This is a genomic window from Variovorax sp. DAIF25 (genome assembly GCF_050711835.1).
Taxonomy (GTDB): Bacteria; Pseudomonadota; Gammaproteobacteria; order Burkholderiales; family Burkholderiaceae_C; genus Variovorax.
Map to the genome: position 1 here is coordinate 47,752 of NZ_CP136636.1, position 12,285 is coordinate 60,036.

The 12,285-nt window shown below is 68.9% G+C and carries 15 protein-coding genes; 13 read left to right on the forward strand and 2 right to left on the reverse strand.

Annotation, left to right across the window (positions count from 1 at the left end; translation table 11 throughout):
- The first annotated feature begins 71 nt into the window (after positions 1–71).
- From R0232_RS00230 to R0232_RS00275, 10 genes are all read left to right on the forward strand, one after another.
- Complete coding sequence (locus tag R0232_RS00230; RefSeq protein WP_057591813.1) at positions 72–257, forward strand: DUF1328 domain-containing protein; 186 nt, start codon at positions 72–74, stop codon at positions 255–257.
- Positions 257–406 carry a hypothetical protein gene (locus R0232_RS00235; RefSeq protein ID WP_177239341.1) on the forward strand — a complete coding sequence of 50 codons (150 nt, stop codon included), beginning with the start codon at positions 257–259 and terminating at the stop codon, positions 404–406. Before R0232_RS00230 ends, R0232_RS00235 begins: the two co-directional genes overlap by 1 nt.
- A gap of 28 nt (positions 407–434) precedes the next feature.
- Entirely contained in the window at positions 435–1,319 is an 885-nt protein-coding gene (locus tag R0232_RS00240; protein ID WP_431510891.1) for a transglutaminase-like domain-containing protein, read from the forward strand.
- 170 nt (positions 1,320–1,489) lie between these two features.
- Positions 1,490–3,442, forward strand: a complete 1,953-nt coding sequence (mnmG, locus tag R0232_RS00245) for a tRNA uridine-5-carboxymethylaminomethyl(34) synthesis enzyme MnmG (protein WP_093343651.1) — start codon at positions 1,490–1,492, stop codon at positions 3,440–3,442.
- Positions 3,439–4,077, forward strand: coding sequence for a 16S rRNA (guanine(527)-N(7))-methyltransferase RsmG (rsmG, locus tag R0232_RS00250; protein WP_431510892.1), 639 nt, complete (start codon positions 3,439–3,441; stop codon positions 4,075–4,077). The genes mnmG and rsmG overlap by 4 nt, the downstream gene beginning before the upstream one ends.
- A gap of 147 nt (positions 4,078–4,224) precedes the next feature.
- Positions 4,225–4,839 carry a LysE family transporter gene (locus R0232_RS00255; RefSeq protein ID WP_208513812.1) on the forward strand — a complete coding sequence of 205 codons (615 nt, stop codon included), beginning with the start codon at positions 4,225–4,227 and terminating at the stop codon, positions 4,837–4,839.
- Positions 4,840–4,848: 9 nt separating this feature from the next.
- On the forward strand, positions 4,849–5,766 hold the full coding sequence (locus R0232_RS00260; RefSeq protein WP_093343656.1) for a ParA family protein: 918 nt from the start codon (positions 4,849–4,851) through the stop codon (positions 5,764–5,766).
- A 42-nt stretch (positions 5,767–5,808) separates the two neighbouring features.
- Complete coding sequence (locus tag R0232_RS00265; RefSeq protein ID WP_431510893.1) at positions 5,809–6,357, forward strand: RBBP9/YdeN family alpha/beta hydrolase; 549 nt, start codon at positions 5,809–5,811, stop codon at positions 6,355–6,357.
- Positions 6,357–7,319 carry a ParB/RepB/Spo0J family partition protein gene (locus R0232_RS00270; RefSeq protein WP_296793206.1) on the forward strand — a complete coding sequence of 321 codons (963 nt, stop codon included), beginning with the start codon at positions 6,357–6,359 and terminating at the stop codon, positions 7,317–7,319. The genes R0232_RS00265 and R0232_RS00270 overlap by 1 nt, the downstream gene beginning before the upstream one ends.
- A gap of 106 nt (positions 7,320–7,425) precedes the next feature.
- Positions 7,426–8,331 carry a CsgG/HfaB family protein gene (locus tag R0232_RS00275; RefSeq protein WP_093343661.1) on the forward strand — a complete coding sequence of 302 codons (906 nt, stop codon included), beginning with the start codon at positions 7,426–7,428 and terminating at the stop codon, positions 8,329–8,331.
- 99 nt (positions 8,332–8,430) lie between these two features.
- Here the strand turns inward: R0232_RS00275 and R0232_RS00280 are convergent, their stop codons facing one another.
- Complete coding sequence (locus R0232_RS00280) at positions 8,431–9,855, reverse strand: FAD-binding oxidoreductase (protein ID WP_093343662.1); 1,425 nt, start codon at positions 9,853–9,855, stop codon at positions 8,431–8,433.
- Positions 9,856–10,067: 212 nt separating this feature from the next.
- On the opposite strand from R0232_RS00280, the gene R0232_RS00285 reads away from it, so the two are divergent.
- Genes R0232_RS00285 through R0232_RS00295 form a run of 3 tightly spaced genes read left to right on the forward strand, consistent with a single transcriptional unit; the run spans position 10,068 to position 11,566 of the window.
- Entirely contained in the window at positions 10,068–10,577 is a 510-nt protein-coding gene (locus tag R0232_RS00285; protein ID WP_296788655.1) for a DinB family protein, read from the forward strand.
- Between the two features lie 13 nt (positions 10,578–10,590).
- On the forward strand, positions 10,591–11,172 hold the full coding sequence (locus tag R0232_RS00290; RefSeq protein ID WP_208513809.1) for a cob(I)yrinic acid a,c-diamide adenosyltransferase: 582 nt from the start codon (positions 10,591–10,593) through the stop codon (positions 11,170–11,172).
- A 31-nt stretch (positions 11,173–11,203) separates the two neighbouring features.
- Positions 11,204–11,566 carry a hypothetical protein gene (locus tag R0232_RS00295; RefSeq protein ID WP_208513808.1) on the forward strand — a complete coding sequence of 121 codons (363 nt, stop codon included), beginning with the start codon at positions 11,204–11,206 and terminating at the stop codon, positions 11,564–11,566.
- Positions 11,567–11,582: 16 nt separating this feature from the next.
- Here the strand turns inward: R0232_RS00295 and R0232_RS00300 are convergent, their stop codons facing one another.
- On the reverse strand, positions 11,583–12,221 hold the full coding sequence (locus R0232_RS00300; protein WP_431510894.1) for a GDSL-type esterase/lipase family protein: 639 nt from the start codon (positions 12,219–12,221) through the stop codon (positions 11,583–11,585).
- Between the last annotated feature and the right edge of the window lie 64 nt (positions 12,222–12,285).

Below are 12,285 nucleotides of genomic sequence, written 5' to 3' on the forward strand. Positions count from 1 at the left end.
TCGGGGCGTAGCGCACCCTTTTTTATTCTTCGGGCACCGAGGGCTGCGACCCGCGGCAAAGGAGTCACTCGATGTTGAAGTACGCCATCATCTTTGCGGTCATCTCCCTGGTGGCCGGCCTGCTGGGTTTCGGCGGCATCGCGGCGGGCGCCGCGGGCATTGCCAAGGTGCTGTTCGGCCTGTTCCTCATTCTGGCCGTGATCTTCATCGTGCTCGCCGCGCTGGGCGTGGGCGCGGTGAAGAAGGCGCTCGACTGATGCACCGGCACCGGTCGGTGCGCTGGCCGCGTACGCGCTCGCTGCGCCTGCTGCTGCAGAGCCCCGCGCATTGCGTCCTGCGGGTGCTGCTGGTGACGCAGACGCACTGGCAGTTGCCCGAGCACCGTTCGCGCCGAAGGCGCGCCTGAGCCACGCGAAGAAGGGAAGGGGAGCCCCATGCACATCTCGCACATCGAGGCGCAGCTGGACTACGAAGTCGGCGCGCCTGCTCATCTGCTGCTGAACATCGAGGCGGCCCGCGCGGGCGCGCAGGCGGTGATCCGCGAGACCCTCACGATCGAGCCGGCGGCCGAGGTGCAGGTGTTCTGCGACGAGGCCAGCGGCAACCGCTTCCTGCGCTTCGACGTGGCACCGGGGCCGCTGAAGATCGCCTACACCGCGACCGTGCAGCGCACCCAGGTCGACGTGCCGCACGACCTGCCCGAAGTGCCGGTCAACGAAGTGCCCGACGAGGTGCTGCACTACATGATGCCGACGCGCTACTGCGAGTCGGACCTGATGGCGCGCTGCGCCTTCCAGCTCTTCGGCGACCTGCCGCCGGGCATCGGCCGCGTGCAGGCGATCGTCGACTGGATCCACGACAGCATCACCTACGAGTCGGGCAGCACCGACTCGACCACCACGGCACGCGAGGTCTTCGTGCAGCGTGCTGGCGTGTGCCGCGACTTCGCGCACCTGGGCATCACCTTCTGCCGCGCGCTCAACATCCCGGCGCGGCTGGTCGTGGGCTACGTGGCCTTCGAGGAACCGCCGCAGGATTTCCATGCCGTGTTCGAGGCCTGGCTCGGCGGGCGCTGGGTGCTGTTCGACGCCACGCGCATGGCGCCGGTCGACCGTCTCGTGCGCGTGGGCACCGGGCGCGATGCGAAGGACGTGGCCTTCTGCACCATCTTCGGCAGCGTGAGCATGCGCGACAAGCAGATCGTGGTGACCGAGCTGCAGGACCAGAGCGTGGCGCCGCCCGTGGAACCGCCGGCCAGCGGCGCGCTCGTGGGCATCGAGAAGCCGGTGCCGGTGGTGGAGCTGGCCACGTCGGCTTGACCCATGATAGTTTGCTACAAAAAATATAGCAAACTATCGAGGCCCTGAAGGGTTTGGCGGACTTTTAGAGTCTCGCAACCAGCTTGCCCCCACAGTGGGCGTGAGCAGGGTGGGCCGATTAAAATCATGGCCCTCCTTTGCGCCGCGCACGCGTCAGTGCGCCCCCTCTCATGCTTTATCCCGAAGAATTCGACGTGATCGTCGTCGGTGGCGGCCATGCCGGCACCGAAGCCGCGCTCGCTGCCGCCCGCATGGGCGCGAAGACGCTGCTGCTGTCCCACAACATCGAGACGCTGGGCCAGATGAGCTGCAACCCCTCGATCGGCGGCATCGGCAAGGGCCATCTGGTGAAGGAGGTCGACGCGCTCGGTGGCGCGATGGCGATCGCCACCGACGAGGCCGGCATCCAGTTCCGCATCCTCAACTCGAGCAAGGGTCCGGCCGTGCGCGCCACGCGTGCCCAGGCCGACCGCGTGCTCTACAAGGCGGCGATCCGCCGCCGGCTCGAGAACCAGCCGAACCTGAGCCTGTTCCAGCAGGCGGTCGACGACCTGATGGTCGAGGGCGACCGCGTGGTAGGCGCGGTCACGCAGGTCGGTATCGCCTTCCGCGCGCGCACCGTGGTGCTGACCGCGGGCACCTTCCTCGATGGCCGCATCCATGTCGGCCTCGACAACTACCAGGCCGGCCGCGCGGGCGACCCGCCGGCCGTGAGCCTGTCGGCGCGCCTCAAGGAACTCAAGCTGCCGCAGGGCCGGCTCAAGACTGGCACGCCGCCGCGGCTCGACGGTCGCAGCATCGACTTCTCGAAGTGCACCGAGCAGCCCGGCGACGGCATGCCCGGCGGGGCAGGGCCGATGCCGGTGTTCAGCTTTCTCGGCAAGGTCGAGATGCATCCGCAGCAGATGCCGTGCTGGATCACGCACACCAACGCGCGCACGCACGAGATCATCCGCTCGGGCTTCGACCGCAGCCCGATGTTCACCGGCAAGATCGACGGCGTCGGTCCGCGCTACTGCCCGAGCGTCGAGGACAAGATCAATCGCTTCGCCGACAAGGACAGCCACCAGATCTTCCTCGAGCCCGAGGGCCTGACCACCAACGAGTACTACCCGAACGGCATCTCGACCAGCCTGCCTTTCGACATCCAGTACCAGCTGGTGCGCTCGATGCCCGGGCTGGAGAACGCCCACATCCTGCGTCCCGGCTACGCGATCGAGTACGACTACTTCGATCCGCGCGAACTCAAGAGCAGCTTCGAATCCCGCGCGATCCAGGGGCTGTTCTTCGCCGGGCAGATCAACGGCACCACGGGCTACGAAGAGGCGGCGGCCCAGGGCCTGTTCGCCGGCATCAACGCCGCGCTGCAATGCCGGGGCGAGGATGCCTGGCTGCCGCGCCGCGACGAAGCCTACCTTGGCGTGCTTGTCGACGACCTGATCACCAAGGGCGTGACCGAGCCCTACCGCATGTTCACGAGCCGCGCCGAGTTCCGGCTGCAGCTGCGCGAGGACAACGCCGACATGCGCCTGACCGAAGCAGGGCGCAAGCTGGGCCTGGTCGACGACGTGCGCTGGGATGCTTTCAGCCGCAAGCGCGACGCTGTTTCACGTGAAACAGAGCGGCTCAAGTCGATCTGGGTGAACCCGCGCAACCTTCCGGCGACCGAGTCGGTGCGCGTGCTCGGCAAGGCGATCGAGCACGAATACAACCTGGCCGACCTGCTGCGCCGGCCCGATGTGAACTACCAGACCCTGATGTCGCTGGACGGCGGCAAGTACGGCGCCGAGGCCCAGCTCAGCGAAACCGAGATCGAGCAGATCGAGATCTCGGCCAAGTATTCGGGCTACATCGAGCGCCAGAACGACGAAGTGGAGCGCGCCGCCCACTTCGAGAGCCTCAAGATGCCGGCCGATTTCGACTACGGCCAGGTCAAGGCCCTGAGTTTCGAGGTGCGCCAGAAGCTCGCGAAGCACAAGCCCGAGACCTTGGGCCTGGCCTCGCGCATCTCGGGCGTGACGCCGGCGGCCATCTCGCTGCTGTTGATTCACCTGCGCAAGGGCGGCCACAAGGCCTTTTCCGCGACCAAGGAAGCAGCCACCGAGCCGCAGTCGGCCGAATGACGGCGACGATCGAACGGCTGCGCGTGGGCGCGGAGGCGTTGGGCGTGGCCTTGTCCGAGCGCCAGGCCGAGCAGCTCACGGCCTATGGCGCGCTGATGCTCAAGTGGAACAAGGTCTACAACCTCACGGCGCTGCGCGATCCCGACAGCGTGCTGACCCACCACTTGCTCGACAGCCTCGCCGTGATTCCGCCGCTGCAACGCGAGTGGGCAGGGCAGGGCAAGCTGCTGGACGTGGGATCGGGGGCCGGATTGCCGGGCGTGGTCATCGCGATCCTGCGGCCCGACCTCGACGTGACCTGCCTCGATGCGGTCGCAAAGAAGATGGCTTTCGTGCAGCAAGTGGCCGGCGAGTTGGTGCTGCCCAACCTGCGCGGGCTTCACGCCCGGGTCGAAAAGCTCGAAGGCCGCTTCGACCTGATCAGCTCGCGCGCCTTCGCGTCGCTGCCCGATTTCTTCTCGGGCTCCTCGCACCTGCTGGCCGAGGGTGGCAAGTGGCTCGCGATGAAGGGCAAGAATCCGGCCGATGAACTCGCCGGACTGCCCGCTGAAGTCGCGGTGTTTCACGTGGAACAACTGACGGTGCCCGGCCTCGACGCCGAGCGTTGCATCGTCTGGGCGCGAAAACAGGCCTGATCCGTGCCCGGCAAGACGGCGCTGCTCGTCGTCTTGCCAAAAGAAACGCGTGGGCCGCGCAAAACCGGCCGTTAGGCCAATCGCCGCGCCACCTGCCTCGCTTAGACTCGACGGCTCCCCTTTCCCTCTTTCCACGAGGCAATTCCCATGTTCGGCATCGCTGACTACGGCGCGTTCGTCGTCGCCATCATCCTGTTCCTCCTGATTCCCGGCCCGGGCAACCTGGCGCTGATCACGTCGACCAGCAAAGGCGGAATTCGCGGCGGCCTGGCGGCGACCCTGGGCGTGATTGCGGGCGACCAAGTGCTGATGTGGGCCGCGGTGGCGGGCGTGTCGGCCGTGCTGGCCACCTATCCGACCGCCTTCAAGGCGGTGCAGTGGCTCGGCGCCGGCTACCTGGCCTGGCTGGGCTTCAAGATGCTGCGCGCCAAGCCCGGTGCCGCGCCCATCCTCAATATCCGCCCGCGCCACTTCATGCGGCAGGCGCTGATGATCACCTTGCTGAACCCCAAGGCGATCGTGTTCTACATGGCCTTCTTCCCGCTGTTCGTCGACCCGGCCCGCCACCAGGGCGTGGTCACCTTCGGCGCGATGGCGGTCACGATCGCAGCGCTGACCTTCCTCTACGGCCTGACCTCCACCTTGCTGACCCACTTCCTGGCCGAGCGCATCCGCGCCAATCCGCGGATCTCGGGCGTGCTCGAGAAGCTGGCCGGTGTCTTCCTGATCGCCTTCGGCGTCAAGCTCGCCGCCTCGAACTGATCCTCCTCCATGGCCAAGATTTTCTGCATCGCCAACCAGAAGGGCGGCGTCGGCAAGACCACCACCACCGTCAACCTCGCCGCCGGCCTGGCCAAGGTGGGCCAGCGCGTGCTGATGATCGACCTCGACCCGCAGGGCAATGCCACCATGGGTTCGGGCATCGACAAGCGCCAGCTCGAGACCACGGTGTACGACGTGTTGCTCGAGTCGGCTTCGGTGGCCGAGGCGCGGGTCAAGGCCGACAAGCTGGCGGAGGGCGGCTACGCCTACGACGTGCTGGGTGCCAACCGCGAGCTGGCCGGTGCCGAGGTCGAGATGGTCGCGCTCGACCGCCGCGAGAAGCGCCTGCGCACCGCGCTGGCCGCGGTCGGTGCCGAGTACGACTTCGTGCTGATCGACTGCCCGCCCAGCCTGAGCCTGCTGACGCTCAACGGCCTGTGCGCGGCGCATGGCGTGATCGTGCCGATGCAGTGCGAGTACTTCGCGCTCGAGGGCCTGACCGACCTGGTCAACACCATCAAGCAGGTGCACGCCAACCTCAACAAGAACCTGCAGATCATCGGCCTGCTGCGCGTGATGTTCGATCCGCGCATCACGCTGCAGCAGCAGGTCAGTGAGCAGCTCAAGGCGCACTTCGGCGACAAGGTGTTCGACACCGTGATCCCGCGCAATGTGCGGTTGGCCGAGGCGCCGAGCTACGGACTGCCGGGCGTGGTCTTCGACCCGGCGGCGCGCGGTAGCCAGGCTTTCATCGCCTTCGCCGAAGAGCTGATCGCGAAGATGCCGCCCGCGAGCGCCTTCGCTTCGGGTGCGGTGGCGCCCAGCACGCCGCCGGCACCGGGCCGTACCTCGCCCGACCTGCCGATTCCCGAGGACGTGCTGGCACCGGTCGGCGAACCCAAGTCCAGCAGCGAAAACAACGTCTGACCCTTATCCAGTCTATATAGTTAGCTATAAAAATAATAGCAAATGAGTGTTGAACCCCGCGTCCTCCTGCTGCCTGGCTGGCAGAACAGCGGCCCCGGCCACTGGCAGACCCTCTGGGAAGAAAAGCACCACGACCACCGCGTGGAACAGCATGAATGGATGCGGCCGCTGCGCGGCGACTGGTCGGCGCGGCTCGAGGAGGAAGTGCTGGCTTCGCCCGGCGACGTGGTCTTCGCCGCCCACAGCCTGGGCTGCATCCTGGTCGCGGCCTGGGCCGCCCATTCGCGCAGCACCGCGCGGGTACGCGGCGCGCTGCTGGTCGCGCCCGGCGACCTCGAGCGCGAGGACGTGCGCCAGATGATCCCGGGCTGGGCGCCGATCGTGCGCCAGCCGCTGCCTTTTCCCGCCGTGCTGATCGCGGCCAACGACGACCCGTACTGCGAGGCCGCCCGCTCGCGCCAGATGGCGAGCGACTGGGGCGCGCGCTTCGTCGACGCGGGCGCGCACGGCCACCTCAATGCCGAATCCGGCCTGGGCGACTGGCCCGAGGGCCGGCAACTCCTGAACGACGTGTCGAAAGAAAAGAACTGATGGCGACCAAGAAACCCAAGGGCCTGGGCCGCGGCCTCGAAGCGCTGCTCGGCCCGACGGCCGCCCCTTCCAGCGACAACGCCGGCGACGGCGGCTCCGGCGAGAACGGCGCGCCGCAGAACCCCAACAGCCTGCGGCTCGACCAGATGGTGGCCGGCGTCTACCAGCCGCGCACCCGCATGGACGAGGGCGCGCTCTACGAGCTGGCCGAGAGCATCAAGGCGCAGGGGATCATGCAGCCGATCCTGGTGCGCCGCCTCGACGAGGAGTCCGCGGCCGCCAAGAACGCCGAGTTCGAAATCATCGCGGGCGAACGCCGCTTCCGTGCCGCCAGGCTGGCCGGCCTCGAGAGCGTGCCGGTGCTGGTGCGCGACGTGCCCAACGAGGCCGCCGCGGCGATGTCGCTGATCGAGAACATCCAGCGCGAGGACCTGAACCCGCTCGAAGAGGCCCAGGGCCTGCAGCGCCTGGTCAGCGAGTTCGGCCTCACGCACGAGGCCGCCGCCCAGGCCGTGGGCCGCTCGCGCAGCGCCGCCAGCAACCTGCTGCGTCTGCTCAACCTGGCCGAGCCCGCGCAGGCGATGCTGATGGCCGGCGACATCGACATGGGCCACGCACGCGCGCTGCTGTCGCTGGATCGCGGCACCCAGATCACGGCGGCCAACCAGATCGCCGCCAAGAAGATGTCGGTGCGCGAGGCCGAGGCGCTGGTGAAGAAGCTCGCGGCCGAATTCAGCCTCACGGCCACGCCGCGGCGCAGCGGCCAGACCGGCGAGAAATCGCGTGACCTCGAGCGGGTCGAGGAAGAACTGGCCGACCTGCTGACCGCCGAGGTCGAGGTGCGGATCAAGAAGCGCAGCAAGCGCGGCGGCAAGATCGAGGAGAGCGGCGAGCTCGCGATCCACTTCGGCTCGATCGATGCGCTCAACGGGCTGATCGAGCGGATCCGCCGAACGGCCTAAGCCGCTTCGCGGCGTCCTCCGACGTCCGCTTGATTGTTCCAGTCATCCATTGCGCGTATCCTCGCCGCAGCTTTTTTCCACCCGATCTCGCCAGAGGGAGCTCTCCATGAAGTTCATCACCACCCGTTTCCCGTTCGCGGCCGTGGCCGTGGGCGCGTTGCTGCTCACGGGCTGCGCCACCACCGACATGCAGATGGGCAGCCAGTCGGCCAAGACCATGGCCACCGGCAGCGCCGCCGGCGGCGCCACCTCGGGCGAGAGCAGCCAGCTCGAGCGCTGCGAATCGCCGCTGGGCACCGTCTCGCTGATCGAGAACGTCAACGCGGGCTGGTACACCATCCTCACGGGCGAATACCGTCTGCCGCCTACTGCAAACCTGTTGCGTTTGCTGGTGCAGCAGTCGAACTGCTTCGTGGTGGTCGAGCGCGGCGCGGCCGGCATGAACGCGATGACGCGCGAGCGCGCGCTGCAGCAGTCGGGCGAGATGCGCGGCGGCAGCAACTTCGGCCGCGGCCAGATGGTCGCGTCGGACTACGGCCTGTCGCCCGAGATCGTGTTCAGCAACAGCGATGCGGGCGGCCTCGGCGGCTCGCTCGGCGGCCTGGTCGGCGGTAACCGCGGCCGTGCGCTGGCCGCGATCGGCGGCAGCATGCAGACCAAGGAAGCCTCGGCGCTGCTGACCCTGATCGACAACCGCTCGGGCGTGCAGGTCGCGGCCTCCGAAGGCAGCGCCTCCAAGACCGACTTCGGTGCCTTCGGCTCCATCGTCGGCCGCAGCGCCGGCGGCGGCCTCGGCGGCTACACCAACACCGCGCAGGGCAAGGTGATCGCGGCGGCCTTCATGGACGCCTTCAACCAGATGGTCCGCTCGCTGCGCAACTACAAGGCGCAGACGGTGCGCGGCCAGGGCCTGGGCGGCGGTGGCCGCCTCGGCGTGGATGGCGGCGCGGCACCGTCGCAGACCTACGTGCCGGCCGAGCAGCCGCAGCAGCCGGCGCGCCGCCGCAAGTAATCGTGAGCAGGGCCTTCGGGCCCCTTGCTTCACCCCATGCAAAAAGCCCGGGGCTTCCTTCGAAGCCGCCGGGCTTTTTGCCGGATGCGCAGCGTGCGCTCAGAGCTGGAAGATCTTGCCCGGGTTCATGATGTTCTTCGGATCGAGCGCGCGCTTGATCGTGCGCATCATGTCGATCGCGCCGGCACCGGCCTCGGTCACCAGGAAGTCCATCTTGTGCAGGCCCACGCCGTGCTCGCCGGTGCAGGTGCCCTCGAGCGCGAGCGCGCGGCTCACCAGCGCGTGGTTGAGTGCCTCGGCCTTCACGCGCTCCTCGGGCACGTTCGGATCGAGCAGGTAGCCGAAGTGGAAGTTGCCGTCGCCCACATGGCCGACCAGGAAGTAGGGGATGCCGCTGGCATCGGCCTCGGCCACCGAGTCGAGCAGGCAGTCGGCCAGGCGCGAGATCGGCACGCAGGTGTCGGTCGAGATCACGCGGCAGCCCGGGCGCGACTGCACCGCGGCGAAGTAGCTGTTGTGCCGCGCGGTCCACAGGCGCGTGCGTTCTTCCGGCGTGCTGGCCCATTCGAAGGCATTGCCGCCGTGGCCGCTCGCGAGTTCCTGCACCGTCTCGGCCTGTTCCTTCACGCCCGCGGGCGAGCCGTGGAACTCCATCAGCAGCATCGGTTCCTCGCGCAGGTTCAGCTTGGCGTAGGCATTCACCATGCGCACCGTGTTCACGTCGATCAGCTCCACGCGCGCGATCGGCACGCCGAGCTGGATGGTCTCGATGGTGGTGCGCACGGCCGCCTCGATGCTCGGGAACGAACAGATCGCGGCCGACACCGCCTCGGGCAGCGGATAGATGCGCAGCGTGATCTCGGTGACCACGCCCAGCGTGCCTTCGCTGCCCACCATCAGGCGCGTGAGGTCGTAGCCGGCCGAGGACTTCTTGGCGCGCGTGCCGGTGCGGATCGTGTCGCCGGCGGCCGTCACCACCTCGAGCGCCAGCACGTTCTCGCGCATCGTGCCGTAGCGCACCGCGTTCGTGCCGCTGGCGCGCGTGGCCGTCATGCCGCCGATGGAGGCATCAGCGCCCGGGTCGATCGGGAAGAACAGGCCGGTGCTCTTGATCTCCTCGTTGAGCTGCTTGCGCGTGACGCCCGGCTGCACCGTGACCGTGAGGTCGTCGGCATTGACCGACAGCACGCGGTTCATGCGCGACACGTCGATGCTGATGCCGCCCTGCACCGCGAGCAGGTGGCCCTCGAGCGAGGAGCCCACGCCGAAGGGGATGACGGGCACGCTGTATTCGCTCGCGAGCTTCACGGCATCGGCCACGTCCTGCGTGCTCTCGGCGAACACCACCGCCGAGGGCGGCGGCGCATCGAACGAGGACTCGTCGCGCCCGTGCTGCGTGCGCACCGCGAGCGCCGTGGAACAGCGCTCGCCGAAGCGGGCCTTGAGCGCATCGATCAGCACTGCCGGCACCTCGCGCAGATGAAGCTCCGGCAGCAGATGCGAGGTCGAGGTCGGGGCGTTCATCGGAGGTCTCCTGGCTGTGGAAGAGGGGGAAAAGAGGGGCGGGGGCGAACGGACCATTCTACGAAGCGGGGCGCGAATCGGCATCGGGCCGATCCCCGTACGGCAGTCGGCCGAGGGGGTTAAGCGGCCAAGCCTCGAACGCCGATGCCGCAAAATCCTCCTCCCGCTTTTCTCCGCGGCCCGCGATGCACGGGCCGCGTGCCGCGATGACCATCGATCCCACGACCCTGCAGGCACTGGCCGCCTTTCCGGCCCAGCTCGAAGCCCACTACGCCGCGATCCCCGCCGCTTCGCGCGACTTCGCGCCGGCCTCGTGGGAGGGCGTGCCGAGCGAGCCCTTCACGCCGCTGCAGCAGGTCTGCCATGTGCGCGACATCGAGGTCGAGGGCTACCACCTGCGCTTTCGCCGCACGCTCGACGAAGAGCGCCCGGTGCTGGCCTCGATCGACAGCGAGGCCGTGAACGCGCAGCGCCCCTACGGAGCGGCCGATGCCGAGCGCGCGCTGGTCGAGTTTCGCGCCGCGCGCGCCCACACGCTGGCGCTGCTGGGCACGCTCGATGCCGCGCAGTTCGCGCGCACCGCGGTGTTCGAAGGCTATGGTCCGCTCACGCTGCGCAGCCTGGTGCACTATCTGTGCAGCCACGACCAGCAGCACCTCGCGGGCCTGCAATGGCTGCGCGGCAAGATCGAGGCGCAGACCGCCTCCACCCCCTCGGCATAGGAACGAACACACCATGGGCAACCGACTCTCGCAGATCGCCACGCGCACCGGCGACGACGGCACCACCGGCCTCGGCGACAACACGCGCGTGCCCAAGGACCACCTGCGCGTGCACGCCATGGGCGACGTCGACGAGCTCAACTCGCACATCGGCCTGCTGCTGTGCGAGCCGCTGCCCGAGGCGGTGCGCGAGCTGCTGGTGGACGTGCAGCACCAGCTGTTCAACCTCGGCGGCGAGCTCTCGATGCCCGGCTATGCGCTGCTCAAGCCCGAGGCCCTGCTGCAGCTCGACAACGCGCTGGCCGACCACAACGCCACGCTGCCGCGGCTGGCCGAATTCATCCTGCCGGCCGGCACCCGCGGCGCGGCGCAGGCCCATGTGTGCCGCACCATCGCGCGCCGCGCGGAACGGGCCGTGGTCGCGCTCGGCGCCACGGCCACGCTCAACGACACGCTGCGCCAGTACCTCAACCGCCTGAGCGACCTGTTGTTCGTGCTCGCGCGCGTGCTCAACCGCGTCGATGGCGGCGACGACGTCTACTGGAAGAGCGAGCGCATGGCGCGCGCCGCGGCCGCGGGCGACGAGCCCGCGTGACGATGAACCCGACGTTTCGAGGAGATCCCCGATGACCCTTCGTCCTCACTTCAATCTCGTGGCCGCCGCGTCGCTCGCCGCGTTGATGCTGCTGCCGGCCGCCGCCGTGCAGGCCCAGAGCGCCGACAACCCGCCGCGCGCGCAGCGCGCCCACACGCTCAAGCCGCCGCCGCGCGACAGCAAGGTGATCGGCGGCGTGCAGCGCGGCACCAACGCCGCGGGCCGCGGCATCGACCGCGCCGACGATGCCACGCGCCGCGGTGTCGACAACGTGTCGCAGCGCGCGAGCCGCCCGGTGCGCAACGTGGGCGAGGCCTTCGGCCGCAAGCTCGCGCCGGGCTCCAGCGGCCGTACCGCGCCGCCGCCGGTCGGACCGCAGGGCAACGCGCCCTGAGGCGCGTCGGGGCCGTTCAGCGCCAGCCGGCCTTCTGCAACTGCTCGGCGATCTGCTGCGCGATCTTCTCGTAGCCCTGCGCATTCGCGTGGATGCGGTCGGAGCGCAGCGCGGGATCGGACAGCACGCCCGCATACACCGCCGGGATCAGCAGCGCCTGCTCGGCGGTCGCGACCTCTTCGTAGAGCGGCGCATCGCTGAGCGCGCCGATGGTCGCGCGCAGCAGTTCGGGCGCGGGCGTGGCGATCAGTGCCACGCGCGTCGTGTGCGTGCGCGCCTGGCGCACGATCGCCGCGATGTTGTCGCGCGTGGTCTGCAGCGGCACGCCGCGCAGCATGTCGTTGCCACCGATGCCCACCAGCACCGCGTCGTAGCTGTCGGCCGCGAGCAGCGCGTCGAGCCGCTTCAGGGCGCCTGCCGAGGTGTCGCCGTTGATGCCTTCGTTGACCACCTGCCAGCCCGTGAGCGTCGCGAGCCTTGCGGGCCAGTCCTCGCCGGGCGGGGCGCCATAGCCGAAGGTGAGGCTGTCGCCCAGCGCGAGCAGCTTGGCATCGGACTTCAGCGCCGGCTCCGAGGCCTTGCGCCGGCCGCAGGCGGCGAGCGTGGAGGCGGCGATGCCGCCGGCGAGGAGCTGCAGCAGGTGGCGTCGGTTCATGCGTGCGTGGAGGAGGAAGGGAAGAGGGGCCGTCGAGGCGGGCGCCAGCTTAGCGGCCGTTTCC

Coding starts and splice junctions, on each gene's coding strand:
- rsmG (WP_431510892.1), top strand. CDS start 3,439: ATGACGGCGACGATCGAACGGCTGCGCGTGGGCGCGGAGGCGTTGGGC.
- R0232_RS00295 (WP_208513808.1), top strand. CDS start 11,204: ATGACCCTTCGTCCTCACTTCAATCTCGTGGCCGCCGCGTCGCTCGCC.
- R0232_RS00240 (WP_431510891.1), top strand. CDS start 435: ATGCACATCTCGCACATCGAGGCGCAGCTGGACTACGAAGTCGGCGCG.
- R0232_RS00290 (WP_208513809.1), top strand. CDS start 10,591: ATGGGCAACCGACTCTCGCAGATCGCCACGCGCACCGGCGACGACGGC.
- R0232_RS00300 (WP_431510894.1), bottom strand. CDS start 12,221: ATGAACCGACGCCACCTGCTGCAGCTCCTCGCCGGCGGCATCGCCGCC.
- R0232_RS00230 (WP_057591813.1), top strand. CDS start 72: ATGTTGAAGTACGCCATCATCTTTGCGGTCATCTCCCTGGTGGCCGGC.
- R0232_RS00255 (WP_208513812.1), top strand. CDS start 4,225: ATGTTCGGCATCGCTGACTACGGCGCGTTCGTCGTCGCCATCATCCTG.
- R0232_RS00275 (WP_093343661.1), top strand. CDS start 7,426: ATGAAGTTCATCACCACCCGTTTCCCGTTCGCGGCCGTGGCCGTGGGC.
- mnmG (WP_093343651.1), top strand. CDS start 1,490: ATGCTTTATCCCGAAGAATTCGACGTGATCGTCGTCGGTGGCGGCCAT.
- R0232_RS00280 (WP_093343662.1), bottom strand. CDS start 9,855: ATGAACGCCCCGACCTCGACCTCGCATCTGCTGCCGGAGCTTCATCTG.
- R0232_RS00270 (WP_296793206.1), top strand. CDS start 6,357: ATGGCGACCAAGAAACCCAAGGGCCTGGGCCGCGGCCTCGAAGCGCTG.
- R0232_RS00235 (WP_177239341.1), top strand. CDS start 257: ATGCACCGGCACCGGTCGGTGCGCTGGCCGCGTACGCGCTCGCTGCGC.
- R0232_RS00265 (WP_431510893.1), top strand. CDS start 5,809: ATGAGTGTTGAACCCCGCGTCCTCCTGCTGCCTGGCTGGCAGAACAGC.
- R0232_RS00260 (WP_093343656.1), top strand. CDS start 4,849: ATGGCCAAGATTTTCTGCATCGCCAACCAGAAGGGCGGCGTCGGCAAG.